The organism is Tsukamurella strandjordii (genome assembly GCF_039525985.1).
Lineage (GTDB): Bacteria > Actinomycetota > Actinomycetes > Mycobacteriales > Mycobacteriaceae > Tsukamurella > Tsukamurella strandjordii.
The window spans coordinates 238,879-265,385 of sequence record NZ_BAAAII010000004.1 but is presented as its reverse complement, the minus strand read 5'-3'; the positions used below and the strand labels follow the sequence as shown (position 1 = coordinate 265,385).

At 67.3% G+C, this 26,507-nt stretch carries 25 protein-coding genes and 2 pseudogenes; 14 read left to right on the top strand and 13 right to left on the bottom strand.

Annotation, left to right across the window (positions count from 1 at the left end):
- Position 1: 1 nt before the first annotated feature.
- Together ABD108_RS07205 and ABD108_RS07200 are read right to left on the bottom strand one after the other, a co-directional pair.
- Positions 2–1,237 (bottom strand): low temperature requirement protein A, encoded by a 1,236-nt coding sequence (locus ABD108_RS07205; RefSeq protein ID WP_220657747.1) that lies wholly within the window; start codon positions 1,235–1,237, stop codon positions 2–4.
- A 52-nt stretch (positions 1,238–1,289) separates the two neighbouring features.
- The gene (locus tag ABD108_RS07200; protein ID WP_305111224.1) at positions 1,290–2,042 is read right to left on the bottom strand and encodes an SDR family oxidoreductase; all 753 of its coding nucleotides are present in this window, start codon (positions 2,040–2,042) and stop codon (positions 1,290–1,292) included.
- A gap of 124 nt (positions 2,043–2,166) precedes the next feature.
- On the opposite strand from ABD108_RS07200, the gene ABD108_RS07195 reads away from it, so the two are divergent.
- Positions 2,167–3,060, top strand: a complete 894-nt coding sequence (locus ABD108_RS07195) for a LysR family transcriptional regulator (RefSeq protein WP_343929914.1) — start codon at positions 2,167–2,169, stop codon at positions 3,058–3,060.
- On the opposite strand, the gene ABD108_RS07190 is transcribed toward ABD108_RS07195, so the two are convergent.
- The 4 genes from ABD108_RS07190 to aceA form a co-directional block, all read right to left on the bottom strand.
- A complete protein-coding gene (locus tag ABD108_RS07190; RefSeq protein ID WP_343929913.1) occupies positions 3,048–3,818 on the bottom strand; it encodes a class I SAM-dependent methyltransferase in 771 nt (256 codons plus the stop codon). The two genes, ABD108_RS07195 and ABD108_RS07190, sit on opposite strands and share 13 nt — an antisense overlap.
- Positions 3,815–4,762 carry an NAD(P)/FAD-dependent oxidoreductase gene (locus ABD108_RS07185; protein WP_343929912.1) on the bottom strand — a complete coding sequence of 316 codons (948 nt, stop codon included), beginning with the start codon at positions 4,760–4,762 and terminating at the stop codon, positions 3,815–3,817. Before ABD108_RS07185 ends, ABD108_RS07190 begins: the two co-directional genes overlap by 4 nt.
- 176 nt (positions 4,763–4,938) lie before the next feature.
- Positions 4,939–5,808: a 3-hydroxybutyryl-CoA dehydrogenase gene (locus ABD108_RS07180; RefSeq protein ID WP_305111227.1), complete on the bottom strand. Its 870-nt coding sequence runs from the start codon at positions 5,806–5,808 to the stop codon at positions 4,939–4,941.
- Between the two features lie 127 nt (positions 5,809–5,935).
- Positions 5,936–7,228 (bottom strand): isocitrate lyase, encoded by a 1,293-nt coding sequence (gene aceA, locus ABD108_RS07175; RefSeq protein WP_220657741.1) that lies wholly within the window; start codon positions 7,226–7,228, stop codon positions 5,936–5,938.
- 415 nt (positions 7,229–7,643) lie between these two features.
- Here aceA and ramB point away from each other — a divergent pair, with 415 nt between their 5' ends.
- The 3 genes from ramB to ABD108_RS07160 are packed head-to-tail and all read left to right on the top strand — an operon-like array spanning position 7,644 to position 9,927.
- Complete coding sequence (ramB, locus tag ABD108_RS07170; RefSeq protein ID WP_220657740.1) at positions 7,644–9,044, top strand: acetate metabolism transcriptional regulator RamB; 1,401 nt, start codon at positions 7,644–7,646, stop codon at positions 9,042–9,044.
- Positions 9,045–9,053: 9 nt separating this feature from the next.
- Complete coding sequence (locus ABD108_RS07165; protein ID WP_343929911.1) at positions 9,054–9,572, top strand: carboxymuconolactone decarboxylase family protein; 519 nt, start codon at positions 9,054–9,056, stop codon at positions 9,570–9,572.
- Between the two features lies 1 nt (position 9,573).
- Positions 9,574–9,927 carry a VOC family protein gene (locus ABD108_RS07160; RefSeq protein ID WP_343929910.1) on the top strand — a complete coding sequence of 118 codons (354 nt, stop codon included), beginning with the start codon at positions 9,574–9,576 and terminating at the stop codon, positions 9,925–9,927.
- A 1-nt stretch (position 9,928) separates the two neighbouring features.
- On the opposite strand, the pseudogene ABD108_RS07155 reads toward ABD108_RS07160, so the two are convergent.
- Positions 9,929–10,288 (bottom strand): annotated as a pseudogene (locus ABD108_RS07155) (phytanoyl-CoA dioxygenase family protein); the annotation flags it as partial.
- Between the two features lie 321 nt (positions 10,289–10,609).
- On the opposite strand from ABD108_RS07155, the gene ABD108_RS07150 reads away from it, so the two are divergent.
- The 7 genes from ABD108_RS07150 (at position 10,610) to ABD108_RS07120 (ending at position 17,971) form a co-directional block, all read left to right on the top strand.
- Positions 10,610–11,578, top strand: coding sequence for a GAF domain-containing protein (locus ABD108_RS07150; RefSeq protein ID WP_343929909.1), 969 nt, complete (start codon positions 10,610–10,612; stop codon positions 11,576–11,578).
- Between the two features lie 47 nt (positions 11,579–11,625).
- Entirely contained in the window at positions 11,626–12,480 is an 855-nt protein-coding gene (locus tag ABD108_RS07145) for an SDR family NAD(P)-dependent oxidoreductase (RefSeq protein ID WP_343929908.1), read from the top strand.
- Between the two features lie 743 nt (positions 12,481–13,223).
- A complete protein-coding gene (locus ABD108_RS07140; protein ID WP_343929907.1) occupies positions 13,224–14,093 on the top strand; it encodes an nSTAND1 domain-containing NTPase in 870 nt (289 codons plus the stop codon).
- Positions 14,094–14,507: 414 nt separating this feature from the next.
- The gene (locus ABD108_RS07135; protein WP_343929906.1) at positions 14,508–15,563 is read left to right on the top strand and encodes a hypothetical protein; all 1,056 of its coding nucleotides are present in this window, start codon (positions 14,508–14,510) and stop codon (positions 15,561–15,563) included.
- A 194-nt stretch (positions 15,564–15,757) separates the two neighbouring features.
- Positions 15,758–16,780, top strand: coding sequence for a DNA/RNA non-specific endonuclease (locus ABD108_RS07130; RefSeq protein ID WP_343929905.1), 1,023 nt, complete (start codon positions 15,758–15,760; stop codon positions 16,778–16,780).
- Positions 16,770–17,189, top strand: coding sequence for a hypothetical protein (locus ABD108_RS07125; protein ID WP_343929904.1), 420 nt, complete (start codon positions 16,770–16,772; stop codon positions 17,187–17,189). The genes ABD108_RS07130 and ABD108_RS07125 overlap by 11 nt, the downstream gene beginning before the upstream one ends.
- A 215-nt stretch (positions 17,190–17,404) precedes the next feature.
- Entirely contained in the window at positions 17,405–17,971 is a 567-nt protein-coding gene (locus ABD108_RS07120; protein ID WP_343929903.1) for a recombinase family protein, read from the top strand.
- A 492-nt stretch (positions 17,972–18,463) separates the two neighbouring features.
- Here the strand turns inward: ABD108_RS07120 and ABD108_RS07115 are convergent, their stop codons facing one another.
- From ABD108_RS07115 to lpdA, 3 genes are all read right to left on the bottom strand, one after another.
- Positions 18,464–18,814: a hypothetical protein gene (locus ABD108_RS07115; RefSeq protein WP_343929902.1), complete on the bottom strand. Its 351-nt coding sequence runs from the start codon at positions 18,812–18,814 to the stop codon at positions 18,464–18,466.
- A 154-nt stretch (positions 18,815–18,968) separates the two neighbouring features.
- Positions 18,969–19,745, bottom strand: coding sequence for a DUF4253 domain-containing protein (locus tag ABD108_RS07110; protein ID WP_343929901.1), 777 nt, complete (start codon positions 19,743–19,745; stop codon positions 18,969–18,971).
- A gap of 87 nt (positions 19,746–19,832) precedes the next feature.
- Positions 19,833–21,215, bottom strand: a complete 1,383-nt coding sequence (gene lpdA, locus ABD108_RS07105; protein WP_343929900.1) for a dihydrolipoyl dehydrogenase — start codon at positions 21,213–21,215, stop codon at positions 19,833–19,835.
- A gap of 30 nt (positions 21,216–21,245) precedes the next feature.
- Between lpdA and ABD108_RS07100 the strand changes: the two are divergent.
- Positions 21,246–23,266 (top strand): annotated as a pseudogene (locus ABD108_RS07100) (prolyl oligopeptidase family serine peptidase).
- Positions 23,263–23,565, top strand: a complete 303-nt coding sequence (locus tag ABD108_RS07095) for a thiamine-binding protein (RefSeq protein ID WP_305111233.1) — start codon at positions 23,263–23,265, stop codon at positions 23,563–23,565. Before ABD108_RS07100 ends, ABD108_RS07095 begins: the two are co-directional and overlap by 4 nt.
- Here ABD108_RS07095 and ABD108_RS07090 read toward each other — a convergent pair.
- Positions 23,553–23,990 (bottom strand): DoxX family protein, encoded by a 438-nt coding sequence (locus ABD108_RS07090; RefSeq protein WP_343929899.1) that lies wholly within the window; start codon positions 23,988–23,990, stop codon positions 23,553–23,555. The two genes, ABD108_RS07095 and ABD108_RS07090, sit on opposite strands and share 13 nt — an antisense overlap.
- A gap of 84 nt (positions 23,991–24,074) precedes the next feature.
- Between ABD108_RS07090 and ABD108_RS07085 the strand changes: the two genes are divergently transcribed.
- On the top strand, positions 24,075–24,743 hold the full coding sequence (locus ABD108_RS07085) for a L,D-transpeptidase family protein (protein WP_220657724.1): 669 nt from the start codon (positions 24,075–24,077) through the stop codon (positions 24,741–24,743).
- A 9-nt stretch (positions 24,744–24,752) separates the two neighbouring features.
- Here ABD108_RS07085 and ABD108_RS07080 read toward each other — a convergent pair whose 3' ends face one another.
- Together ABD108_RS07080 and ABD108_RS07075 are read right to left on the bottom strand one after the other, a co-directional pair.
- Positions 24,753–25,592, bottom strand: coding sequence for an alpha/beta fold hydrolase (locus ABD108_RS07080; RefSeq protein WP_343929898.1), 840 nt, complete (start codon positions 25,590–25,592; stop codon positions 24,753–24,755).
- Positions 25,589–26,458: a hypothetical protein gene (locus tag ABD108_RS07075; RefSeq protein ID WP_220657722.1), complete on the bottom strand. Its 870-nt coding sequence runs from the start codon at positions 26,456–26,458 to the stop codon at positions 25,589–25,591. The genes ABD108_RS07080 and ABD108_RS07075 overlap by 4 nt, the downstream gene beginning before the upstream one ends.
- Between the last annotated feature and the right edge of the window lie 49 nt (positions 26,459–26,507).

Genomic DNA, 26,507 nt, shown 5'->3' with positions numbered 1-26,507 from the left:
TTCAGGCCGCCAGTCGCTCCGCCCGGCGTGAGCTGGACCAGAACTCCTCGGCGAGCACCTGCACCACGAGGGCGACGGCGCTCCACACCACCACGGCGAGCGGGGTGGCGCCGTAGTGCACCGCCACCAGGCCGGCGCCGAGCAGCAGCAGGGTGATCGCGACGGTGACGGCCCGCTTACCGTCGTATCCGGTGAGATAGCCGTCCATGACGGCGATTCCGAGCACGGCGATCCCCACCGGGATCACCACCGCCGAGGCGACCACGAGGTTGCTGACGTGCGCCTCGCGGGAGACGCCGAGCGCCTCGACGTGCAGGCCCGCGCCCACGGCGGCGACGGCCATGAAGATCACGATGTGGCCGTAGCCCCACGGGAAGCACTTGTCCTTGTTCGCCGCGAGTGCGTGCGCCACGGGGATGGAGAAGTAGATCCACCACAGGCAGAGGTTCACCGCCAGCGCGGCGACGCCGAAGACGCCGACGTCGAAGCTCCAGCCCTGCGCCTTGACCAGCGCCTGCATGGCGACCACGGTGCCCACCACGCCCTCGCCGAGGGTGATGATGGTGAGCAGGCCGTAGCGCTCGGCGATGTGGTGCGGGTTCCACGGGGTGCGCTGTTTGCGCTCGGCGATCCACGGGCCGCCGAGTTCGACCACGTAGAGCAGCAGGCCGGCCACGCTGAGCTGCCCCAGGGTGAGCGGCGCCAGGGCGGTGAAGATCCAGCCGATCTGGGCGATCACGATGGCCACGATGTAGGTGATCGCGGCCTGACGGTACTGCGGCGACTGGATCGCCACCCGCGTCCACTGCGCCAGCATCGCCACGCGCATGATCACGTAGCCCAGCACGATCACGCCGTTATCGGGCGTGTGGCCGGCGGTGATCGACTCGAAGAAGGGCGCCACGCCGAGGCCGATGATGCAGACGCCCAGCATCTGCAGCATGGTGACCACGCGGAAGAGCCAGTCGTCGGTGTCGAACGCCGAGGCCATCCAGGTGAAGTTGATCCATGCCCAGATCGCCGCGAAGGCGCAGAACCCGAAGCCCAGGAAGGCCGTGAAGTAATGCGCCTCCGCGACGGCATCGGCCAGTTGCACGCCCGCCAGGGAGAAGACCACCACGAAGGTGAGGTCGAAGAACAGTTCCAGCGTGGTGGCGGTGCGCCCCTCTTCTTCGGGGTCGCGCCCCGTCATCCGAGTTAGGCGGTGGCGCACCGACGGTGCATGGGCCTCAGTCACTTCGTTCTCCTCCGGGGCAGCGACGGGACGCCCAATCCTAAGGCGACCGAAGTCAGCGCGTGGTGTAGCCGCCGTTGGCGAACAGCGTCTGCCCGGTGATCCAGTGGCCGCCCGGGGTGACCAGCAGGTCGATGATCGGCGCGATGTCGTCGATCAGGGTGAGGCGGTTGCCCATGCCCTGCGACTTGTGGAACTCGACGCGCTCCGGGGTCTCCTGGCCGTAGAAGAACGGGGTGTCCATGGGGCCGGGGGCGATGGCGTTGACGTTGATGCCGCGCACGCCGTACTCCTTGGCCGCCGCGCGGTTGAAGTGCTCCACCGGGCTCTTGCCGCCCGCATAGGTGGAGTAGCCGTCGGTGAAAGCGCCGAGCAGCGCGGTGACCACGGTGACCAGCGAACCGTTGTCGTTGAGCGTGCGACCGGCCTCCTTGATGAAGAAGTAGGCGGCCTTGGCGTTGACGTCGAACATCGAGTCGTACTCGGCCTCCGACGTTTCCAGGATCGGCTTGCGCAGCACCTTGCCCGAGGTGTTGACCGCGATGTCGATGCCGCCGAAGGCGTCCTTGGCCGCGTCGAAGAGCTCGGTCACCTTCGCCGGCTTGGTGAGATCGCCCTGGAACAGCAGCGCCTTGCCGCCCTCGGCCTCGACGGCCGCGGCGGTCTCGCGGGCCTCCGCCTCCGACGAGGCGCTGTTGTAGTGCACGGCCACGTTGGCGCCGAGTCCGGCGAGGTGGCGGCTCACCAGACCACCGAGGTTCTTGCCGCCACCGGCGACGACTGCGGACTTGCCCGTGAGGATGCTCATACTGCGTTCTCCCTGTTCGTCGAATGCGAATGTGTTGCGATTCCAACGGTAGGCGCGGCATCGACAAACAACAATCGAGACTTCATGGATGATTCACAATCAACTCTTGTGCGAATATGGGGTGGTGCCCACCCACGACACCGTCCCCGACCTGCGCAGGCTGGAGCAGTTCGTCGCCGCGATGGAGGAACCCTCGCTCTCCGCTGCGGCGGCACGCCTGCACCTGAGCCAGCAGGCGCTCTCGGCCGCACTCAAGCAGCTCGAACGCGAGCTGGGCGTGGCGCTGTTCGTCCGGTCGGGGCGCCGGCTGGCGCCCACGCCCGCGGCGGAGAGCCTGTACGACGGTGCTCCCACGCTCCTCGCCGGTGCCCGCCAGCTCGCCCTGCGGGCCCGCAAGGCCAGTTCCACGACGCCCCCGCCTTTCGTGGTCGGGCGGAGTCCCGCAGTGACGGCGCGAGAGGCGTACATCCTCCTGGAACCGCTCATCGCGCACCCGGATTCACCGTCGATCACGGTGCGCGAGCTGTTCCCCTCGGCGATGGTCGAGGAATTGCAGCGGGGCACCGTCGATCTGGTTCTGCGGCGTGGCACGGCCACCCCGGAGCGGCTCGCGGGGGCCACCCTCACCTATCACCCGCTCCGGATCGCGCTGCACCGTGATCACCCTCTGGCGCAGCGGGAATCGCTCACGTTGACCGATCTGGCCGGGTCGCCGATCACCGTGTGGGCGCCACAGCACGCCTCGTCGTACACCGATTTCCTTGCGGCGCAGTGCCGCCGCGCGGGTTTCGATCCCGATCTGGTGGTCAACCGGGTCCAGGGCACTCCCCCGGTCACCGCTGTCCTCACGCAGCCCCGGGCCGCCGCCTTCGTGACCGATCCCGCCGGGCCGCAGTTCGACGGCCAGGTGGTGGTGCGCGATCTCGACGATGCACCGAAGGTTCCCCTGCAGGCACTGTGGTTGCCGCACACCAGGAACCGGCTGCGCACGGCCCTCCTGGAGGCCTATCCGGACTGAGCCGGTTCCGCAGGCGCGATACCGGTGACGAACTGCCCCTGGCCGCTGAGCGTCTGCTGCACATCGGTGAGACCGTCCTCGCGGAGCCAACCGGTGATCTCGTCGCGACCGAACCAGCGGAAGCCGGTGGCCCGCTCGGCGGAGGCGCCGAACACCGAGGTGAGCGGGGTCTGCAGCGAGGTGAACAGGGCCACCCGCCCGCCGGGCGCGGTGACCCGCGCGATCTCGCGAACGGCCAAGCGCGGAGCCGGAATCAGGTAGAGCGCGGCCAGGCACACCACGGTGTCGAAGGTGCCGTCGGCGAAAGGCAGGTCCAGCGCGCTTCCGCGGACATAGGCCACGCGGTCGGCGGAGTTGTCCCGCACCGCCCGTCGCAGCATCGGTTCGGAGACGTCCAGCCCCACGGCGATGCCGCCGCCGGACAGCCTGCGCCCCAGCGGCCGGGTGTACAGGCCGGGGCCGCAGGCCACGTCGAGGATGCGGCGGTCGCCGCCCGAGGCGAGATCGTCGAGCAGCACGTCCTGGCGGCTCAGGGTGCCGGTGCCGCCCAGGCTGAACAGGCGGGTGAAGGCGGGGCGCCAGGCCTTCTCGTAGACCGCGGCCACTGCGGGCGCGTTCATCAGCATGCGGCTCAGGCCCGCGGGCCGCTCGACGCCGGGTCCGAGCACGTCGAGGTACCCGTGCACCCGCTGCGGCTCGTGGTGCAGCCTGCTGCGGTCCAGCATCGATTCCACCCGGTCGAGGGCGCCCGCGTTCATGGCGCCAGGCTAGCCCGCTCCCCGCGCGCCCGGGCCAGCTCGGCGTCGATGTCCCGCTCCAGGAGATGCGCGCTGATCGCGGCGGCGGCCACCGAGCCGGCACCGGCGGCGACGATCACCTGCGCCATCGGGTTCACCACGTTGCCCGCGGCCCACACGCCGGGTAGCGCGCGGCCCATCGGATCGACCGGCACGAAGCCGTTCTCGCCCCGCTCGGCGCCGAGTCCGAGCAGCAGCTCGTCCTGCGGCACGAACCGCGGGCCGACGAAGACGGCCTCCCGCGCGATCTCGGTGCCGTCGGCCAGGCGGACGGCGCGCAGCCGGTCGTCGGCCACATCGAGCCCGTCGACCTTCCCGTCGACGATCCGCACACCGCGGGCCTCGATCTTCTCCCGGTCGGCGGTGTCGATGTCGAGGCCGTTGGTGAAGAAGATCAGGTCGCGCGACCATTGCGGGATCAGCAGCGCCTGGTGCACCGACATCGCCGCGTTGTCGCCGCCGAGCACGGCCAGCGGGCGGTCGCGCACCTCGTAGCCGTGGCAGAAGGGGCAGTGGATCGCGTCGCGGCCGAACCGCTCGGCGACACCGTCGATCGACGGCAGCTCGTCGCGCAGGCCGGTGGCCACCAGCAGGGTGCGGGCGCGCAGCATCTCGTCGCCGGCGGTCACCTCGATGAGGTCGCCGTCGCGGCGCACGCCGGTCGCGGCGCCGGAGAGGATGCGCACGCCGTAGGCCTGCGCCTCGTCGCGCCCGATGCGCAGCAGCTCCGCAGGATTGAGGCCGTCGTGGCCGAGGTAGCCGTGCATGTGCGCGGCGGGGGCGTTGCGGGGCGATCCGGCGTCCAGCACGACGACGCTGCGCCGCGCCCGCCCGAGGACCTGGGCCGCGGTGAGGCCCGCGGCCCCGCCGCCCACGATGACGGTGTCGATGATGTTCTCGCTCATGCATCCCACCGTGCCCACCCGCGCACCGTCTGGCAATATTCCTTGCCAATCCAGCAAACAGGCAACCGCCACTTCCCGACTTAACAGCGTTAGCCCACACCGCATCCTGGGGAAACAGTGTGGGCTAACGCTGTTAAGTCCGGCGGGGCCGGCCGACGGTGCCGGACGGTGCCGGGCTACTTGGCGGGGTACTCGTAGATACCGCGGCCGGACTTCTTGCCGACGTAGCCGGCCTCCACGAGACGCAGCAGCAGCGGCGGCGCGGCGTAGGTGGGCTCCTTGTACTCGGCGTACATGGCGTCGGCGATGAACTTCACGGTGTCCAGGCCCACGAGATCGGCCAGCTTGAGCGGACCCATCGGGTGCGCGCAGCCGAGCATCATGCCCTTGTCGATGTCCTCGGCGGTGGCGAAGCCCGACTCGTACATGCGGATCGCCGAGAGCAGGTAGGGCACCAGCAGCGCGTTGACGATGAAGCCGGACCGGTCGGTGGCACGCACGACCTGCTTGCCCAGCACCTCGGAGGCGAACTGCTCGGCGCGGGCCGCGGCGGTCTCCGAGGTCGACAGCGAGCTGATCACCTCGACCAGCGGCAGCACCGGCACCGGGTTGAAGAAGTGCAGGCCCAGCACGCGGCCGGGGTTCTTCGTGGCGGTGGCGATGCGCTGGATCGGCAGCGACGAGGTGTTGGACGCGAGCACGGCATCGGGGTCGGTGATGACCTCGTCGAGCTTGCCGAAGATCTCGGCCTTGACGGCCTCGTTCTCCACGATCGCCTCGACCACCAGCTGGCGGTCGGCGAAGTCGGCGAGATCGGTGGTGAAGGTCAGCCGCTCGGCGGCCTGGTCCCGCTCCCGCTCGGTGATCTTGCCGCTGGACACGGCGCGGTCCAGCGACTTGAGGATGCGGGCGCGACCGCCGGTCGCGAGCTCCTCGGTGGCCTCCCAGACCAGTACATCGGCGCCTGCGCGGGCGGACACCTCGGCGATGCCGCCGCCCATCTGGCCGGCGCCGACGACGCCGACGCGCGAGATCTTCTCAGTCATAGTGTTTCCCAGTCTCGATCAAGAATCTGCGATGGATACGACGACGGGGGCGGGTCCGGTGTGGACCCACCCCCGACAGTCGGTGGTTCATGTCACGGCAGCTCAGTGAACTCCCGCAGCCAATTCCTTAGTGGAACTGGCCCTCCTCGGTCGAGCCCTTGAGCGCGGTGGTCGAGCTCTCCGGGTCGACGGTGGTGGCGATGCGGTCGAAGTAACCGGCGCCGACCTCACGCTGGTGCTTGGTGGCGGTGTAACCGCGCTCCTCCGAAGCGAACTCGCGCTCCTGCAGCTCGACGTAGGCCGACATCTGGTTGCGGGCGTAGCCGTAAGCCAGGTCGAACATCGAGTAGTTGAGGGCGTGGAAGCCGGCCAGGGTGATGAACTGGAACTTGAAGCCCATGGCGCCCAGCTCGTTCTGGAACTTCGCGATGGTCGCGTCGTCCAGGTGCTGCTTCCAGTTGAAGGACGGCGAGCAGTTGTAGGCCAGCAGCTGGTCCGGGAACTCGGCCTTGACCGACTCGGCGAACTTCTTGGCGAGCTCGAGATCGGGGGTACCGGTCTCCATCCAGATCAGGTCGGCGTAGGGCGCGTAGGCCTTGGCGCGAGCGATGCAGGGCTCGATGCCGTTCTTGACGTTGTAGAAGCCCTCGGCGGTGCGCTCACCGGTGACGAAGGGCTTGTCGCGGTCGTCCACGTCCGAGGTGATCAGGGTGGCGGCCTCGGCGTCGGTACGCGCGATGACGACGGTGGGGGTGTTCGCCACGTCAGCCGCGAGCCGGGCAGACGTCAGGGTGCGGATGTGCTGCTGGGTGGGGATGAGCACCTTGCCACCGAGGTGGCCGCACTTCTTCTCCGAGGCGAGCTGATCCTCCCAGTGGGTACCGGCGGCACCCGCGGCGATCATGGCCTTCTGCAGCTCGTACACGTTGAGGGCGCCACCGAAGCCGGCCTCGCCGTCCGCGACGATCGGGACGAGCCAGTTGTCGATCGAGGTGTCACCCTCGACGCGGGAGATCTCGTCGGCGCGCAGCAGCGCGTTGTTGATGCGACGCACGACGGCCGGAACCGAGTTGGCCGGGTACAGCGACTGGTCGGGGTAGGTGTGGCCCGAGAGGTTCGCGTCGCCGGCGACCTGCCAGCCGGAGAGGTAGATGGCCTTGAGGCCGGCGCGCACCTGCTGCACGGCCATGTTGCCGGTGAGGGCACCCAGGGCGTTGATGTAGCTGTCGTCGCCCTTGGTCACGCCCTCCCAGAGGATCTCGGCGCCACGGCGCGCGAGGGTGTGGTCCTCGACGACGGTGCCCTGAAGCTCCTCGACCTGAGCGGCGGTGTAGTCACGCGTGATGCCCTTCCAGCGCGGGTTGGTGTCCCAATCCTGCTGGATCTCGGCGGCGGTCCTCGGCTGTCCGACGGTGCTCATTGGCTCCCCGTTCTTAAGTTGCGTCAGTGATCAAAAGGCAACCGGCGCCCCTCGACGGGGCGTGGCGATCCGGGGGTGTCGCTAACCCGATCCGCTCGTCCGGCGTAACGCCTTCACACACTGTGCCACACCTAAAGCCGCAGGCCAAGACGGTCGGCGATGCCAAATCAAGCCATGAAATCACGGCGATCTTGCGAATCTTGCGAAGGCGGGAGTCCGCGACTCGCTCAAAAAGTACGCGCGTACTGGGAGTTTGTCGCCCGGTGTCGGCGGGCCGCTCCCGGCGCCCGGCTACCGATCAGTAGCCCGACGATGCCGCCCGCCGCTGCGACCTTGTGATGCACATCACTGCAAAGGTGGTGAAGAACCGGACGAACCCGCCGGTAGCTGCGCGTCCACGGCTAATATTCGCCGCATGTCCAAGACCTTCGTCGGCGCCCGGCTGCGCGGCCTCCGCAAGGAACGCGGCCTCTCGCAGGCGTCGCTGGCCGAGGCCCTGGACATCTCCCCGTCGTACCTGAACCAGATCGAGCACGACGTCCGGCCGCTCAGCGTGCCCGTGCTGCTCAAGATCACCGACGTCTTCGGCGTGGACACCTCCTTCTTCAACTCGCAGGACCAGACCCGGCTCATCGCCGAGCTGCGCGAGGTCACCATGGACGTGGACGCGCCCACCAGCACCGAGGAACTGTCCGATCTCGCGCGCGATCACCCCGGTTTCGCCCGGGCGATGGTCGCGCTGCACCGCCGCTACCTCGGCGTGTCCGATCAGCTGGCCCAGGTCACCGACGGCCGCAACGACCCCGGCGCCCGCGGCAGCATCCCCAACCCGCACGAGGAGGTGCGGGAGTTCTTCTACCAGCAGCAGAACTACTTCCACGAGCTCGACACCGCCGCCGAGGAGCTCACCGCGCGGATGCGGATGCACAGCTCCGACGTGCGCACCGAGATCGTGACCCGCCTCGAGGCCGTGCACAACGTCTCCATCCGGCGCCGCGTGGACCTCGGGGAGACAGTGCTGCACCGGTACGACCCGCGCACCCGCGTGCTGGAGATCAACCTGCACCTGTCCCCCGGCCAGCAGGTCTTCAAAATGGCGGCCGAACTCGCCTTCCTGGAGTGCGGGCGCGACATCGAGGCCCTGATCGACGGTGCCGGATTCGGCTCCGACGAGGCTCGCAGCCTGGCCCGGCTCGGCCTGGCCAACTACTACGCCGCCGCCGTCGTGCTGCCGTACACGCAGTTCCACGGCGCCGCCGAGGAGTTCCAGTACGACATCGAGCGGCTCTCGGCGTTCTTCTCGGTGAGCTACGAGACCATCGCGCATCGTCTTTCCACGCTGCAGCGGCCGAACCTGCGCGGCGTCCCGCTGTCCTTCGTCCGCGTCGACCGGGCCGGGAACATGAGTAAGCGGCAGAGCTCCACCGGCTTCCACTTCTCCGCCTCCGGCGGCACCTGCCCGTTGTGGAACGTGTACGAGACCTTCGCGTGGCCGGGCAAGATCATCACGCAGATCGTCGAGATGCCCGACGGACGGAACTACCTGTGGGTGGCGCGCACCGTGGAGCGGCGGGCCTCGCGGTACGGCCAGCCCGGCAAGACCTTCGCCATCGGCATCGGCTGCGAGCTGCGGCACGCGCACCGGCTGGTGTACGCGCGGGGCCTGGACCTGTCCGACGCCAACGCCACCCCGATCGGCGCCGGCTGCCGGGTGTGCGAGCGGGCGGGCTGTTCGCAACGCGCGTTCCCCGCGATCGGCAAGGAGCTCGACATCGACGAGCATCGGTCCACGGTGTCGCCGTATCTCGTCAAGTAGCGTCGAGACATGACGCGCGTGACTCCCGGCGGCCTCCGCCAGCTCGGTCCGATCAACTACGCCATCAGCAGGGTCGGCGCGAAAGTGATTCGCGCCGATGACATGCACCTGTTCTCCACGCTCGGCCGCAGTCGCCGGGTGTTCCTCGGCTGGCTCGGATATTCGGGGATGCTGATGCCCTTCGGCGCCCTCAAGCGGTCGGAGTCGGAGACCGTGATCGTGCGGGTCGGCTACCTGCGCGGCAACAAGTACGAGTCGATGCACCACCGCTGGATCGGCGCGCGGGCCGGCCTCACCGAGACCCAGTTCGAGCGGATCTACGACGGCACCGGGTGGGACGACAAGAGTGCGGCGCTGCTCGCCGCCGTCACCGAGCTGGTGCAGACCAAGGCCGTCACGGACGACACCTGGGCCCGGCTGTCCGAGTTCTACACCGACCGCAAGCTGGTCGAGATCGTCTTGCTGGCCACTAATTACGACGGGCTGGCCACCACCATCGACGTGCTCGGCATCACCCCGGAGCGATGACATGCGCGTGCACAAGGTGATCACGAACATCCCGGTGAGCGATATCGCTTCCGCCCGTGGGTTCTACGCCGATTTCCTCGGCCTGTCCGATGAGGAGTTCAACCTCGGCTGGGTGGCCCGCTTCTCCTCCCCCGACCACGCGGCGAGCGTCCAGCTGGTCACGGGGGATCAGACCGCCGAGACCGACTCGGCGATCTCCGTGATGACCGACGATGTGGACGCCGCGTACGCGGAGGCGCAGGCGGCGGGCTACCAGATCGTGCACCCGCTCACCAGCGAGGAGTGGGGACCGCGGCGATTCTTCGTGCGGGCGCCCGACGGCACCGTGGTGAACGTGGTCGGGCACCCGCACTGAGTCAGCGCGCGGCCAGATACTCGGGCCGTCGCGACTGCGCCGCGAAGGGCTCCTCCAGCGCGTTCGAGACCGCGTTGAACACCACGAACAGGCTCGACCGTGGGAACGGTGAGATGTTCCCGGCCGAGGCGTGCAAGCAGTTGCAATCGAAGTACAGCGCGCTGCCGGCCCCACCCGTCACCTGCGTGATGCCGTATTCCTCTGCCAGCGTGGCGATGTCGCTCTCCTCCGGGGTGCCGAAGGGCGGCCGGTAGGAGGTGAGCGATTCGCGGTGGTAGTCGCCGGGCGTCTCGCCCACGCAGGGCACGAACCGGCGGTGCGACCCGGGCAGGATCATCAGCGGGCCGTTGAACGGCATGTTGTGTCCCTATCCCTGAACGCAAGCCGGACAGGTCGCCGAGAGCCTGGTCAGCGCGAAGAGCGCGCACCCGGCGGGTGCGCGCTCTCGTGACGATGACGATGTCCCAGAACCGACCCTTTCTGAGACGTTGCGGTGCCAACCAGATCTTCAGCAGACCCGTTCACGGTGCTATCGGATTTGTTGGTGTCGCGGGCCGGTCGTGCGGGGTACAGGTTTGCGTTCTGTTGCTGTTGGGCGAGTTGCAAAGGAGCGCGGAGGGTGGCGCGGTCGCGGTTTGGGTGGTCGGTGTTGGCGTGTTTGACGCCGTGGGAGGCGTCGGAGGTGGGCGAGGGTGATGTGGCGCAGGTGATCGATGACGGTGGTGTGCGGGAGTGGTTGCCGTGGTCGGCTCGGCGTTATGTTCCTGGTGCGTGGCCTGTTGTCGCGGGGGCGATCACGTCGGGCGAAGTGCGGGAGTTGGTGGTTGAGGGCGGGGTGTGTGTGCGGGCGGTGCCGATCGACGGCCCGGAGGGTGCGGTGTTCGGGGTTCGGGTGTGGCAGGGCAAGCAGTTTCCGGATGGTCCGCCGCCTGCGGCGGGTGGTTTTGCTTGGCAAGCAGGCGTGCGGGTCTTTCATCAGAGTTTCGCGTGCGCGAACATGTCGGGGACGAGTTTTGAGGAGTTCATCGCCGATCGGCCGACGGTGGATTTCACGCGTCGGGCGTTGCGTTTTGATCATGTCGCGGAGCTGGTGGACATCATGCACACCCCGACTGTGGGGAAGCGGTTTCTGCGGCCGGTGGCGGTGGTGCACGTGCAGACGGGTCAGATCATGGCGTGGCAGATGATCCTGGAAGCCGACAGCGATACCGGCGGTCGTGGCTTCTTCTTCGACACCACTCCGCACGGGGTGGAGCCGGATTTGCCGTCGCCGTCGGAGTTCGCGCAACGTCAGCTTGCCGCGGCTGAGGGGCGGGGTTTGGCGTTGGGGGTTCGTCAGGATCAGGGCGCGGTGCCGATTGACGCGGGCGTTGACAGTGACGGTGAGGATCTGATTATTGGCACGTGGCTAACAGACCCGCCGCCGGGAGTGAGTGTCGATAGGGTCGCCGGACGCGGGCAGTATTTGGTGCCGCCGGCATCGCGGCGTGCGCTTGCGCAAGCACGTCTGGGTGAGAGCGCTGAGGTGCAGAATTTGATGGCCGACGGTAAGGGGGGGACCGGCGCAGGCGGTGGTGCTGCCGTACATGCGGGCGCGCAGCCTGATCCGATGCTGGTGGTCATCGAGTTCCGTCTACCTCAGCGCAGCTAAAAAGCCGACTGCCCCGCGTCGGGCGGTGGCCGGTAGCGTCTGTCGTTATGGCGAACATTGTGCGTGCGGTAAATCATCGACTGCTGCAACGTTCGGTCTTGCCGTCTCTTCCGGGCCTGCTTGGGGGCCGGGAGCACAGCGGTGCGTCGTTGGCGGGCAAGACTGTCGCGATTACGGGCGCTTCCGCGGGGATCGGGCGGGCGGCTGCCTATCGGCTGGCCGGCCGGGGTGCGACGTTGGTGTTGATCGCGCGTAGCGGTGACGAGCTCGCTGCGACAGTGAAGGGTGTCCAGCAGCGTGGGGGCACCGCGATCGCTATCGAGGCCGACCTGACAGACGAGGATTCGGCCGGCGCTGTGATCACCGAGCTCAATAGCCGGAATGTTGATGTGCTGGTCAACAACGCGGGGCGGTCGATCCGCCGCAAGATCATCGACTCCACCGACCGAATACACGACTTCGAGCGAACCATGGCGATCAACTATTTCGCTGCGGTCCGCTTGACCTTGGGTGTTCTCGACGGGATGCGTGAGCGCGGTAGCGGCCAGATCGTCAACGTCTGCACCTGGGCCCTGCGTCCCGGCACGATGCCGCTGTTCGGTGCCTATGGCGCGTCGAAGGCGGCGTTGGAGATGTTCTCCCGCAGCCTGGGCGCGGAACTCGAGGGCTCCGGTGTCGCGGTCACCGTCGTGTACTTCCCTCTGGTGAAGACCGAGATGATCGCCCCGACCGCCAAGTACGACAGCAGGGTCACCCTGACCGACACCGAAGCCGGCGAGTGGATCGAGCACGCCATCGACGCCCGTCCACTACGGATCGTCCCGAACCTGATGAAGGCCGCCCCCCTAGCCGACATCACCATCCCCGGTGTGATGGACAAATTCAGCCGCATCATCAGCTGACCGCCCCCTGGTCTTCGGATCCCGTGTAGGCGCGCGGGCCAAGGCGGGACCATTTTCGCCGGAGTTTGTTGTGTCGATTACATCGTTTGCACACGTTAGGCGTGCTCAGTAAAGCCTTAGCCACAGAGCGCGTCGCCCCTCGAAGTCCACGGACTTCTTCGGGTGGCGGAATCCTCCCCGCCGCCGACGGATGTCAGCTAGCGCGGGTCGCAACATACTGCACCCCCCAAAGAGGGATCATCTCGTCTGCCTTGATCGGCTGACGCGGGTCTCCCGTCGGCGGTGCGCGCGACCCCGAGGAACAGATGACACACCACCATGCAACAGCGGGCGCTGTCCCTGCCTGTGCCATCGAGTACGCGCCCTCACCTTTTGGCTCCCCCACCACCCCCATTGCAGTTTTCGAAGGAAGAAGTAGCCCCTGATGTCATCGCATCGCTCCCGCATCCTCTCCGGCGCCGCCGCAGTGGCGCTCGCCGCCGCCACGATCCCCGGCTACGCCGCTTCCGCCGCACCCACGCCCGCACCCAAGCCCGCCTCTGATGCCAAGAAGGCTGATGATCAGTTCGCTACTACGCAGCAGGCGGTGATCAAGCGGGATGGGCGGAAGACCGTGGTGAAAAAGACCACGGAAGATTTGAACTCTGTTCCGCCGCTGTATCCGCCTCGAAAGCGTTCTCTGAGGTCATCCCACTACTCCCAGTCTCAGACCGCTGTTAGGGGCGGGTGATGAAGATCGGCTGTTGATCGACCGCGCCCACCGTGCCGGACAGCACGGCGGTGCTGTCTCGGGTGGCGCTGTTTCGGGCTCTGGTGGGGGCGTGTTGTCGGTGCGGCAGTTCGAAGGCTTCTTTGCTGTTGCGGTCGGCAACGGCATGGTGGTGCCGGCGTTGGATCAGATCGCCGCCTCTGCTGAGGCCTGGGCGCAGCGGGCAGAGGTGCGCGGTGACGCGGCAGCGGTGGGGCAGGCACGGCGGGTGTTGCTTGATTGCGTGGAGGTCTCCTCTACTGGTTACCGGACCTCGCGCCTGTCCTGGGTCGGAGCCGACCGAGATCGGGATGCCGTCACTGTCGTCGCGGAGCTGGTCGATGTCGGCATCCTCACCACCGTCGATAGTGCCGACGGTACGGACGCCCCCGATGCCGCGGCTGCTGCCGTGGGTGGGGTGGTGTTGGTGGATGTACAGGTGGTCAATGTGTGGCCGCGGCTGGCCCGGTGGGTTCGCGGGGCGTGGGCGGACTTGGAGACTCGGACGGGGTTGGAGCACGATGCGCGGCGCTGGCACGCTGCGGGGCAGCCGCAAGAGTTGCTGCATGACTATCGGCGGATCGAGTTGGCCGCTGTCGCTCTGCACGTGCTCAACCAACCCGATTCCGCCCCCGCGGGCGGGGATGCATCTCCGGGCGGGGACGTGTCCTCGGCGGCTGGGGGAGGGTTTCGGTTCGGGGTCGCAACAGTCGGTGATATCCCGGTGACAGTGTGGTTGTTTTGGGCGGCGTCGCAGACCTGGGCGGTGTATCGGTTGCGGGTCGATCAGGTCATCATGGCCTTGTTGATCACTCTGGCGGTGATGGTCGTCGGGCTCGGTTTCACTCTCGCCGCAGTCACATGAACCGCGTGAATGGTCGTGGGGGTGCCACCTGCCGGCGTGCCGGTTTTAGGGTGGTTTGCCCGGATATAGTGGGGGTCTACATCCCGGCATATCAGGCACTCGAATATAGACCCTGCCCCTATATGTCCCGATTTTATGCCGGTTTACCTGCGCAGATGCGGGTGTCATGGTTTTGGGGGGCTCGACAAGTCGCTAGTGGTGGGTGAGGTTGGCGCTGTTCGCCCCGTCTCGGGGGCTTCTCCCCTTATTTTTCAGCCTGGTTCTGCGGGCTGGTCTTTGTGTGTGTGGAAGTGAGTTGATGTTCTGATGGCCGCAGTGCATGCGCGGGGCAACCCCATCCCCCCATCCGGCCCTCAATCCGGCAGCAGCGTGCCGGGCGGTACCGGAGGTGGTGCCACCGGTCGGGATGGTTCGGTGGCCCAGCAGCGCCTCCAGGGCGCATTTCTGACCGTCATTGGATTGGCTGGTGCGTTCGGTGGTGTGCTGTTTTCGATCGAGGCTCCCCGCTTGACTCCGGTGCCGGTCGTGTTCTTGACGTTTTGGTTGGTGATGGTGATCGCCGGTCAGATCCTGTTCGCCGGGCTGCGTAAGCTCCGCGCCGCAGGCGTCAACGCCCCCGCCCCTGGGCAGGTGCGCGCCGCGGCGGCAGTGGCGGCGATTGTGGTCGCCGTCGGCCTTACCGGCCTCGCTACCACCACGGCAGGAGTGGGTAGTGCGGTGGCGGCGCCGTGCCCCGGCGGCGGACCAGCGACCTGTGGCCCCACCCCAGGGCCGGGACCGGAGTTGACGTTCACTCCACCGGCGCAACAGGCCGCGCCCGGCCAGCAGCCCGGCCAGCAAGGCCCGCAGCAGGACAACAACGGTATCGCTACTTCCCCCGCCGGCAGTGGCGGCAATAACGGTGGCAACATTCAAGCTCAAACCCCCGACTTCGGCACCCCGGGTCAGCCGAGACCGAACATCCCCGGCAACGAACAACCCGGCCAAGGGCAGCAGCCCGGCCAGCAGCAGGGGCCGGTGCGCACGACTTCGCCCGGTGGCCCGCAGCAGCAAACCAGTCAGCAGCAGCCCGGCCAGCAGACAGGTCAGGCGTCGCCGTCGCAGCCGACGGTGACCGTCACCCAAACGCAATCGCAGTGCCCGGCACCCGGCGCACCCGGAACTCCCGGCACCCCAGGTGCAGGCGGCGACAGCGGCAGTGGTGGTGCTGGCCCCGACGGTGGCGGCAGTGATGATGGTGCCCCGTCGTGGGCGTACCTCGTCGGGGAGGCCAGTGCGCTGCTGACCGGCCGCCGGCGGCCCGGAAGCGGTGGCGGCGCAGCACCGCAGCCCGCCACGCGCACGTTCGATCAGATCATCGACCCCACCACCAGCAGTGACAGTAGCGGTGGTAGTGAAGCGGTGGAAGGGGGCCTGCGTGAGGTTGCCTGGAAGAGAACCTCGCAGTCATCCGGGGAACCCCGCTGCTGAACCAGGTCGGTCCGTATAACTACACACCCCAGCAGCTTTCCGACCAAGCCGCCGCAGCCAAGGCCGCCGGCGAGCAACGGGCACTCGAACAAGCCATCAAACCGGTCACCGAGACACAGAAGCCCCCGGTATCGCCGCCGCCCCTGTCCACGCCTCCAGAACAAGTTGTACCGAGCCCCAGGTGGTCCAAGCCGGTGGTTCCGGATACTCCGGGACAACCGGCGGTGGACCCGAGCGGGTCCGGCACGAAGCTGCCCTCCGCGGTCGATGCGGCACCAGGACAATGGGACAAGTTCCTTGGCGAGGACGCCGAACAGTACCGGAAGTTCTTCCCCAGCACCGTATACCCGCTCAGCTCAACGAAGACCAACCACAACGGTATCGAAAACATCGCGTACCAAATGTCCGACGGGTCTGTCCTCAACGTCACTGAGAACTACTCCGGTGACGCGCCGCTACGCCGGCAGTCGATCGAAAACTCCCCCATCCTCGGCAACGTCGATATCAACCCCTCCCAGGGCACAGCAACCTCCACCCGAACCGGCGCACAAATCGCCGTCGAAACCCTCGACAACATCGACCAAGCCCTCAACCTCGTACCAGGCCCCCTCAAAGGCGCACGAGTCATCACCAAAGGACTAGAAGAAGGCACCCGCCGAGGACTCAACGTCCCCGAACGCACCACCGTCGACGCCACCAAGGCAATACCGGGACGCCAGTCGAGTGCCGTCAACCTCCGCGACGTTCCTGAAAGTGCGGTTGTCAAAGATGGTAGCCATATTAATCCAAACGGCACACTAAAGCCAGATACCATATATGAAACTGGCGAGAACGGAGGCTATCGGTACCGCACTGACAAAGATGGTCACATTGCCCAGTTTGACATAAAAAGCTTGAAGTCAACGACGCGCTCCGATCGTCTTAACCACGACCCAAACACGCCTGGTAAACTGGAGGGTGACCACGCTGGACATCTGGTCGCCGACAGGTACGGAGGCTCCCCGAAACTCGACAACATCGTGTCGCAACTAAGGTCGGTCAACCTAAGCGCCTACAAGAAGCTGGAAAATCAATGGGGTCGGGCGCTTGATGAAGGAAAAGATGTATCCGTCAGAGGTAGAATTATCAACGACTTAACCGGCCGACCCGCGACGTTCGAAATTGACTATAGTATTGATGGGAAATGGACCCACGTGGAGGTCGATAATGTCAAATGAGTACGAATCGGCATTGGCGGAGCACTCTTCCGAGATAGTTTCGGCCGCAGTCGACTACGCAGGAAGCGGCGTTGAAGACGTTTTCGTATATCTCTCGACGGAGGACATGCTGTTTGGTGACGTATTTTTCAGGCAGCACGGAGAAGTTGTCGACACCGTAGGAATTCAAGGGGTAGATACCTCTGGCGAACGCCAGAGAGCATTGATGTCCTATATTGTTGCCCAGCTCCGTCTCCTCGTGAAGGCCGCCCGGGACAACGACCAGCCGGTTCCCAGCGAGATGCGTTTGCGGTACGACGTTCGCGATGATCACCTCACCTCCGAACTCCGGTACGGAAGCCTTGGGCTTAGGTCAAATGAAAGCGAATCAGATCTCGTTGCGCGCTGGATGCAGTCCGAACGTGGGTAATTCTGTCAAGGGTTGATATTCATGACGCCGCGGGTGCAGACCGTCGCTCCAGCCCCTCCAAGTTACGGCTTTCCCTCGGCGGGGTAGACATGTCTTAGAAAGAATCGTTCATGAGACATCCCGGCGGCTGACCTGTTCGCCAAGGTCGAAGATGTACCGTGCCCCGTGTCCGCAACAACGTCACGCACTCCCCCGTTCTCGATACCCTCGTGTCCATGCGTGTCGGATACGGACGGGTCTCGACCCGCGATCAACACCCCGAAGCTCAGCACGACGCGCTCACCGCGGCGGGCTGCGATGAGATCCTCATAGACAAGGCCTCTGGCAAGCGCGCCTCACGACCCAGCTCGACAAGGCTCTGCTGTCGGCGAACCGCGCCGGCGACCCAGCTCATCGTCACTAAGCTCGACCGCCTCGGCCGATCGCTCGAGAACCTGATCGAGCTGTCCAAGACGCTCGACGATCGCGGCGTCGACCTGGTAGTGCTTGATCAGGGTATCGACATCTCCACCCCGGTCGGGCGGATGTTTTTCCACGTCCTCGGTGCCGTCGCCGAGTTCGAGCATGCCCTCATCTCCGAGCGCACCCTCGACGGCCTCGCGGCCGCGCGTGCCCGCGGCCGGCGCGGCGGTCCCAAGCCCAAGCTCGGTGCCCGTCAGGTGCAGCTCGCGCAGGCCATGTACGACGAAACCGGCCCCGACGGCAAACGCCGGCATACCGTTGCCGGGATCGCCGCCGAATTCGGCGTGACCCGACCTACGCATCGTCAACATTGCCGGTAATGCACTCAACCAGAACTTCCTCCCCATGCTCCCGGACTCAGGTAAGGCGGTGCTCTGAATACCATGAAGGTCGTATATTGCCAGAACTGGTACTGGTTTAAGAATAGGCCCACAGAGCCTATGACGGAAGAGCAAGCACAGCGACGGTTTAACACCGACGGCGAAATGAAGTTCACCATCGCATTGATCTCGAACGAGTCCGTCGACGGAGTACCTTTCGGGACGATCGAAACGATGCCGCACGGAAAAGGAATTACAGTAACCCGCTACAGTGCCAGCGGAACTCCGATCCTCGGGATCGCTTATGGGAAGACTGGCGATCGAATGTTCGCTTTCGGCGCCAACGAGAATCATTACTCAATCTCACAGGATCCCGGTAATCGACTTCTGACAGAGATGGATGCGGACGTCATCGAATCATACCGATTCTCGACCGATGGCACCGCTGACGTTAGGCGTCAAATGAGCGAGGCTGTATACGAGTTCATCAGTTTAAAGGTAGCTCAGACGCCAGAGCGGAGCGAGGCGAACTGGAAACCACTCCTCGGGTTCGGGGATTGGGATGTTTATGTTCCCCCGACTCTCGAGGAATTTCATGAGGGTCTTACCATTGAGGAAGATGCGGTTTTGAACCGCAGCGATGCATATCCGGGTTAGTAGATCGGCGGCGTCGAGCACGCCCTCCACGCTGCGATACCCGTTGTCTCCGAATAACTCCACCGCGTCCTCGGCCCAGGGCCCGTCGCGTCCGGGCCAGATCACCGGATCGGGCCGGTCCATGACGATGCCGGCCTCGGGCAGCCGCGTGGGGTAGCGGTCGGTCAATGTCGCAGAACTGTTCATCGATACCTTCCGTCCGGCAGTGCCGTGCACTGCGTGCCTCACGGCGCGGACGGCTATCGACGGACCGAAGCCCCTTCTCGACTCGGCGCCGTGGCCCCGCCACGCCGCACAGCCGACGATGCCAGGGGCACCGTCGGCTGTCCAACCGCGCCGGTCAGTCCCACCAGAAGTGCCAGTGCGTCCACTCCGTGAGGCCCTCGCGGTACTCGTCGGGTTCGAGGCCCTGCTCGATGTTGTCGGGGCAGAAGGCGTAGTGCTCGGACAGCAGCGACTGCAGCTGCGCCGCGGCCTCGGGCCGCCGGCCCACCTGCACGAGCAGCGTGTCGAAGCCGATGCCCACCAGGACCGCGCCGAACCGCTCCTCCCACGAGCGCAGCACCGCCGCCAGATCGGCGCCCGAGTAGTCGATGTTGGTGGCGCCCCACCAGCCGAGCACCTCCGGGGCGTCGGCGGGCCGCACCACGGGCACCAGCAGCAGGCCGCCGTCGCCACCGGTCGCCAGCTCTCCCGCAACGGGATCCGGGCCGGACTGCGCGGTCGCGAGCGCCGTGACCCGGGGCACCGACAGCTGGGTGTCGGGGTACTCGGCGGCGAACTCGGCATCGCCGCGGGTGAGCACCGTGAGGGCGTCCTGCGGGATCGCGGAGCCGGCCGATTTGCCGTCGAGCTCACCGTCGAACCAGGGGCGCGCGAGGTCGCCGTCGTCGAGTCCGTTGGCGCGCAAGGGCCACAGCCCCGTCTTGTCGAAGACGGCGGCCAGGTCGCGGATCAGCTCGTCGATCTCATCGGTCGGCAGGAGGGCGTTGCTGATCCAGGCGACGGGGCCGCCGTCGCCCTCCTCGGCGGTCACGAGCCGGCCGGGCGGGAGTGCGATCCCGGCGAGCTCGCGGGCATCGGCGGCGGGAAGCTTTCCGGGGGTGGCGTGGAACATCGGTCTCCTCCTGGGTGAGACGAGCGGCTGAACGGGAACGGCCCGGCACCGTCGAGATCGGTACCGGGCCGCCTGGAACGGATGGTCCTAGAGGTTGATCATGTGGCCGGCGAGGCCGTGGATCGACTCCTGCAGCGCCTCCGACAGCGTCGGGTGGGTGTGCACGTTGCGGGCGAGCTCGTTGACCGTGAGGTCCCACTTCTGCGCGAGGGTGAGCTCGGGCAGCAGCTCGGAGACGTCGGGGCCGATGAGGTGCCCGCCGAGCAGCTCGCCGTACTTGGCGTCGGAGACCAGCTTGACGAAGCCGACGGGCTCGCCGAGGCCCTGGGCCTTGCCGTTCGCCGAGTAGGGGAACGTGGCGGTCTTGACGTCGTAGCCCTCGTCCTTCGCCTGCTGCTCGGTGAGGCCGAACGAGGCGACCTGCGGCTGGCAGAAGGTGGCGCGCGGCATCATGCGGTAGTCGCCCAGCGCCTGGGTCTCGGCGCCCGCGATGGTCTCCGCGGCCACCACGCCCTGCGCCTCGGCGACGTGGGCGAGCTGCAGCTTCGCGGTGACGTCGCCGATGGCGTACACGCCGGGCACGTTGGTGCGCATGTAGTCGTCGATGGCGATGGCGCCGCGCTCGGTGAGGGCCACGCCCGTCTTCTCCAGGCCGAAGCCCTCGACGCGCGGGGCGAAGCCGATGCTCATGAGCACCTTGGAGACGGTGATCTCGCCCGGGCCCTTGGGGCCGGTGTACTTCACGACCACCTGCGAGCCCTGATCGTCGACCGACTCGACCTTGGTGGAGGTGAGGATGTTCACGCCCAGCTTCTTGTACTGCTTGGCGATCTCCTTGGAGACGTCGGCGTCCTCGTTGGGCAGCGCGCGGTCCAGGAACTCGATGATGGTGACGTCCACGCCGTAGTTCTTGAGGACGTACGCGAACTCCATGCCGATGGCGCCGGCGCCCACGATGGCGATCGACGCGGGCAGCTCGCGTGTGAGGATCTGCTCCTCGTAGGTCACCACGTTGTCGGACAGCGTGACGCCGGGCAGCAGGCGCACCGTGGAACCGGTGTCGATGATGATGTTCTCGCCCGTCACCGTCTGGTCGCCGACCTGGATGGTCTTGGCGTCCACGAAGGTGCCGTAGCCGTTGATCTCGGTGATCTTGTTCTTCTTCATCAGGAAGTGAACGCCCTTGACGATGCCCTCGCTCACCTTGCGGCTGCGGTCGAACGCCGCACCGAAGTCGAACGAGACATCGCCCGAGATGCCGAACAGCTGCGCCTTGTGCGTGAAGGTGTGCGCGAGCTCGGCGTTCTTCAGGAGAGCCTTCGACGGGATGCAGCCCACGTTCAGGCACACACCGCCCCAGTACTTCTCCTCGATGACCGCGACCTTCTGCCCGAGTTGGGCGGCGCGAATTGCGGCGACGTAGCCTCCTGGGCCGGCGCCGAGTACAACAGTGTCAAAGTGATCAGCCACGGAATTCAGCCTAGTCCTAGTGTGGAGATCATGGACCCGTACCTGTGGCTCGAAGAAGTGGAATCCGACACGTCGCTCGATTGGGCGCGCGAACGCAACGCCGAATCGGCGGCGCGGCTGGCCGGGGAGCGCTTCGAAACGATCGAGTCCGAAGTACTGCAGATCCTGGACTCGGACGAGCGGATCCCGTCGGTGCGGCGCCGCGGCGAGTGGCTGTGGAACTACTGGATCGACGGCGAGCACCCGTACGGCCTGTGGCGGCGCACCACGCTCGCCTCGTACCGCACCGACTCCCCCGAGTGGGATGTGGTGATCGACCTCGATGAGCTGCGAGAGCGGGACGGCGAGAACTGGGTGTGGGGCGGCGCGGCCGTGCTGCGGGGCGCCTCCCCCGACGGTGAGCCCTGGGACCGCGCCCTGATCTCGCTGTCGCGCGGCGCGCCGACGCCACCGTGGTCCGCGAGTTCTCGATCTCCCGCCGCGCCTTCGTCGACGACGGCTTCGCACTGGAGGAGGCGAAGAGCCGCATCTCCTGGATCGACGCCGACGCGGTGTACGTGGGCACCGACTTCGGACCGGGCGCGCTCACCGATTCGGGGTACCCGCGGATCGTGAAGCGTTGGCGGCGCGGCACCCCGCTGGCCGAGGCCGTCACGGTCTACGAGGGCGAGAAGACCGATGTCTCGGTGGGCGCGGTGTACGACGACACCCCCGGGTACGAGCGGCACTTCGTGGGCCGCAGCACCGACTTCTACAACCACGAGGAGTACCTGCTCGATCCCGAGTCCGGGGCGCTGGAACTGATCGACGTGCCCACCGACGCCGAGGCGGACGTCCACCACGACCTGCTGCTGGTCTCCCCCAAGTCGCCGTGGGAATTGCCCTCGGGAACGGTGGCCCCGGGTGCGCTGGTGGCCTTCGACTTCGCCGCCTACCGCGCGGGCGGGCGGGAGTTCACCACGATCTTCGCCCCGGACGCGCACACCAGCCTGCAGGGCTACGCCTGGACCAAGTCGTACCTGCTGCTGGCCACGCTGCACGATGTGCGCTCGGAACTGCGCACCCTCGACCCGAAGGACTGGTCCGAGGTGACCACCGCCGGGCTGCCGCCGCTGGCCGAGATCGGCGTGGCCGGCACCGATCCCCGCGAATCCGACGAGATCTTCCTGTCCGCCAGCTCGTTCACGCTGCCGCCGAGCCTGCTGTACGGCGAGGCGGGCGGCACCGTCGAACCGCTCAAGTCCACGCCGGCGATGTACGACGCCGACGGGGTGGTCGCCGAACAGTTCTTCGCGACCAGCGCAGACGGTACGCAGATCCCGTACTTCGTGGTGCGCAAGCCCGCCGCGGGCCCGCAGCCGACCCTGCTCTACGGCTACGGCGGTTTCGAGATCTCGCTCACCCCGGGCTATTTCGCGGGCGCGGGCCGGTCGTGGATCGAGCGCGGTGGAGTGTACGTGCGGGCGAACATCCGCGGCGGCGGCGAGTACGGGCCCACGTGGCACACCTCGGCGCTCAAGGAGAACCGGATGCGCTGCTACGAGGACTTCTCGGCGGTGGCCCGCGATCTGGTCGAGCGCGGCATCACCACCCGCGACCAGCTCGGCGCGATGGGCGGCAGCAACGGCGGCCTGCTGATGGGCGTGATGTACACGATGTACCCGGAGTTGTTCGGCGCCATCGTCTGTCAGGTGCCGCTGCTCGATATGAAGCGGTTCCACCTGCTGCTGGCGGGCGCGTCGTGGATGGCCGAGTACGGCGATCCCGACGATCCGGAGCAGTGGAAGTTCATCGCCGACTACTCGCCGTACCAGAACCTTCCCGACGATGCCGCCGGGTACCGGCCGGCCCTGCTGGTCACCACGTCGACCCGGGACGACCGCGTGCACCCCGGGCACGCCCGCAAGTTCATCGCCGCGCTGCGCGAGCGCGGCCTCGATGTGAACTACTACGAGAACATCGAGGGCGGCCACGGCGGCGCGGCCGATAACAAGCAGGCCGCGTTCATGGCGGCCCTGGCCTACGAATTCCTGCTGAAGGAGCTCTCATGATCGCCGCCTTCTCGATCAGTCCGATGGGCGGTCCCGCCGGGGACGACGGTGGCGTGGCCGCGGCCGTCGCGGAGGCGGTGGCCATCGTGCGCGCCTCGGGCCTGCCGAACGAGACCAATGCCATGTTCACCAACATCGAGGGCGAGTGGGACGAGGTGATGGCGGTGATCAAGGCCTGCGTCGATCGGCTCGCCGAGACCGCGCCGCGGGTGTCGTTGGTGATCAAGGCCGATGTCCGTCCCGGTTTCACCGGCCAGCTGACGGAGAAGGTCGAGCGGGTGGAGCGTCACCTGCGCTGAAACCGGGCCTCGATACCGAGCGGCTCGTCGAGGGCGAAGCGGCCGGGTCCGGCACCGGCGAGGGCGAGCAGTACGAGCAGGAGCAGCCACTCGGAGCTGTAGAAGAAGGTGCTCAGGAAGCCGGTCGGCGTGGTCGCCGCCGACATCGCGGCGGGCCACACCGAGTAGAAGATCGCGCCCAGCATCGTGACGGCGAGGCCGGCTGCGGCGACGCGGGTCAGCAGCCCCAGCACTAGCAGGGCGCCGAGGATCCGTTCGGCCCACGCGGTCGCGGTGGAAGCCAGCCCCGGCTCGGGGATGCCCCACCCGGCGAAGTCCGCGGCGAACTTGTCGGGGTTCGCGGCCTTGCCCCATCCACTGATGAAGAACATCACGCCGACGCTGACGCGCGCCACGAGCAGCCACAGGTCCCTGGCAGTAGTCACGGCATCGACGGTACGTGTGCCTCCCGCGGGGACGCACTCCATGCCATACTGTGACGCATGTTGCTCAGGAGGCGGAAGTTTCTCATGGGACTAGCTGTGGGCCTGCCCGCGTCCGTCGTGGCCTCATCGCTGGTCGTTCCGCAGGCCGCCGCCGCGGAGCCGGACGCGGCCCTGCTCGATGCGGCGGTGGCGGGAGTGCCCGGGACGCAAGAGGTCATCACCGTGGCGGCACCGTCGTTCAGCTCGACGGAGGTGCAGGTTTCGGCCTGGGCGAAGCTCGAGCAGGGCTGGACACGGGTGTACGGACCGGTGCCGGGCAAGGTGGGGCAGCAGGGCATCGGCGAGGGCAAGGACGGGGTGCCGCGCACCCCGTTCGGCGTCTTCCGCCTCGACCTCGCCTTCGGCCGCCAGGACAACCCGGGCACCACCCTGCCGTACACCAAGGTGACGAATCAGCACTGGTGGGACGGCAATGTGAACTCGCCGACCTACGACCGCATGGTCACCCAGGCCGCGAGCCCCGGACCGGAGAGCGAGAACCTCTACGACATGGGCCCGGTGTACGACTACGCCGTGCACTTCGACAACAACCCGACCCACACCCCCGGCAAGGGCGGCGCGATGTTCCTGCACGTGACCGACGGCAATCCCACCCTGGGCTGCGTGGCGATCAGCCGCGAGGGCATGATCGCACTCCTGAAGTGGCTCTCCCCCGCCTACAACCCGGTGCTGGTGACCGGTCTCGCTGGCTAGGCCGCACGCCTAGGTGTTCGCGAGGACCCAGTGGTCCAGCACGGGAACCACCTTGCCGGGCTCCACGATCCACTGATTGTGGCCGAGCCGCTCCGATATGCGCTCGTGCGTCACCGATTCCGCGGGGAACTTCTCCCCCACGTAGCGGGACTGCCGATCGCTCACCAGATCGTCCCCCGCGATGGCGAGAGTCAATACCGGCGTGCGGGTACCGGCGAGCCGGGCCTCGTAGTCGACATCCGCTCCCTCGACGTTGAAGTCGCCGGTCTGCACCAGGTGATCGAAGTCGCGGACGATGCCCTTCGGTACCTCGCCGAGCCCGTCCGGACCGGACCAGTGGCCCCGTCGGGCTGCGGCCTTGGCGGCGACCGAGGTGCCGATCCGCCGCGCGGTGCCCGACAGCCCGTCGAGCTTGTAATAGCCCGTGCCGCAGGCGATCAGGATCACCCCGGCCAGGTTCCGCCGGGCCCGCGCCGCGTACATCACACCCATCAGCCCACCGAGGCTGTGCCCCACCAGGATCCGCTTCGCATCCGGGAACTTCTGTTTGACCAGAGCCGAGACGGCCGGATAGTCCTCGACCACCACGTCCTGAAAGCCGTGCGCGCCACTCGCCCCGCGCGGCCGCGAATCGCCCTGTCCCCGCAGCTCGGCGACCACCGCGTTGTACCCGGCGTCGACCAGAGCGCGGCCGAGATCGTCGAAGTACCCCGCGGGCACGTTCACACCCGGCCAGATCATCAGGCACGGGGCCTTCGGGTCCGGGCCGCGGAAGATGCGGACGGGGTTGGTGGTCCCGTCCTTGTAGGTCAGGGTCGCGACCGTCGGGCGACGGGCCGGTGAGGTCACCAGTCCCGCCGATCCGCCCGCCGGGCGGCGAAGGCCCCCAGTCCGCCGAGCACCAGTCCCACGGCGGCGAGCGCGCCGCCGACCACGGCCTCGGTGAGGATCCAGGGGCGCATGCTGCGGTCCACCTGGGCGATCGCCGCGTCGAAGACGGCGGGGCTCAGGCCGCCCGCGGCGCCCTGCCCGGACAGGTACGACGGTGCCGCAACGCCCAGCAACCACGTGACACCGGCGGCGACGGCGATACCGAGCCCCAGGTAGAAGATCAGGAATCCCCGACGGTGCGCGGCCAGTAGCGCGAGCAATCCGGCGACCACGGCGGTGAGCGGCGCGATCCACGCCGCCTGCCGGATCGTGTCGGCGACGGACGCGTACCGCCCGGCCCGGAACAGGTCCCGGTTAGCGCCCGTGCCGGACAGGTCGATCGTCACCTTCTCGGGCACGGCCACTTTGACGCCGTTCGCCGCGGCCACATCGCGGATCATCGGCGCGAGGTCGATCTCCGCGGTGGTGGCGCCGCGCATCCGCTGATCAGCAGTGGGCTCCACCAGCAGCCAGGTGTGCACCTGGCCCACGGCCTGGGTGAAAGCGCCGGGGAACTGCGGGCTGCGGGTGTAGTTCGTGACGTACGGGGTGATCGAGTCCAGCGGCGGCCGGGCGTCACCCTGCTCGGTCAGCAGGCGTTGCACCTGCTCGGAGATCTCCTGCGCCATCGCGTCCTGCACGCCGCGATCGCGGCCCAGGGGCTCCATGAGTGCGGTGAACCGGTCGCGGTCGAGCACCTCGCGCTTGGCCCAGTTCGCGGGCACCGCCACGAAGGTGGCGAGGATCGCCACCAGCACCAGCAGGAAGGCCGTGAAGGAACGCACGGAAGCCAACGTACTGGACGAACCCATCCAGCTCGCTCAACTACTGCCC

What these genes read in the sequence shown, in the direction of transcription:
- ABD108_RS07115 (WP_343929902.1), bottom strand. Translation starts at nt 18,814, where the DNA reads ATGAACAGTTCTGCGACATTGACCGACCGCTACCCCACGCGGCTGCCC.
- ABD108_RS07160 (WP_343929910.1), top strand. Translation starts at nt 9,574, where the DNA reads ATGCGCGTGCACAAGGTGATCACGAACATCCCGGTGAGCGATATCGCT.
- ABD108_RS07200 (WP_305111224.1), bottom strand. Translation starts at nt 2,042, where the DNA reads ATGAGCATCCTCACGGGCAAGTCCGCAGTCGTCGCCGGTGGCGGCAAG.
- ABD108_RS07085 (WP_220657724.1), top strand. Translation starts at nt 24,075, where the DNA reads ATGGGACTAGCTGTGGGCCTGCCCGCGTCCGTCGTGGCCTCATCGCTG.
- ABD108_RS07180 (WP_305111227.1), bottom strand. Translation starts at nt 5,808, where the DNA reads ATGACTGAGAAGATCTCGCGCGTCGGCGTCGTCGGCGCCGGCCAGATG.
- ABD108_RS07095 (WP_305111233.1), top strand. Translation starts at nt 23,263, where the DNA reads ATGATCGCCGCCTTCTCGATCAGTCCGATGGGCGGTCCCGCCGGGGAC.
- aceA (WP_220657741.1), bottom strand. Translation starts at nt 7,228, where the DNA reads ATGAGCACCGTCGGACAGCCGAGGACCGCCGCCGAGATCCAGCAGGAT.
- ABD108_RS07145 (WP_343929908.1), top strand. Translation starts at nt 11,626, where the DNA reads ATGGCGAACATTGTGCGTGCGGTAAATCATCGACTGCTGCAACGTTCG.
- ABD108_RS07190 (WP_343929913.1), bottom strand. Translation starts at nt 3,818, where the DNA reads ATGAACGCGGGCGCCCTCGACCGGGTGGAATCGATGCTGGACCGCAGC.
- ABD108_RS07125 (WP_343929904.1), top strand. Translation starts at nt 16,770, where the DNA reads ATGTCAAATGAGTACGAATCGGCATTGGCGGAGCACTCTTCCGAGATA.
- ABD108_RS07120 (WP_343929903.1), top strand. Translation starts at nt 17,405, where the DNA reads ATGCGTGTCGGATACGGACGGGTCTCGACCCGCGATCAACACCCCGAA.
- ABD108_RS07185 (WP_343929912.1), bottom strand. Translation starts at nt 4,762, where the DNA reads ATGAGCGAGAACATCATCGACACCGTCATCGTGGGCGGCGGGGCCGCG.
- ABD108_RS07165 (WP_343929911.1), top strand. Translation starts at nt 9,054, where the DNA reads ATGACGCGCGTGACTCCCGGCGGCCTCCGCCAGCTCGGTCCGATCAAC.
- ABD108_RS07110 (WP_343929901.1), bottom strand. Translation starts at nt 19,745, where the DNA reads ATGTTCCACGCCACCCCCGGAAAGCTTCCCGCCGCCGATGCCCGCGAG.
- ramB (WP_220657740.1), top strand. Translation starts at nt 7,644, where the DNA reads ATGTCCAAGACCTTCGTCGGCGCCCGGCTGCGCGGCCTCCGCAAGGAA.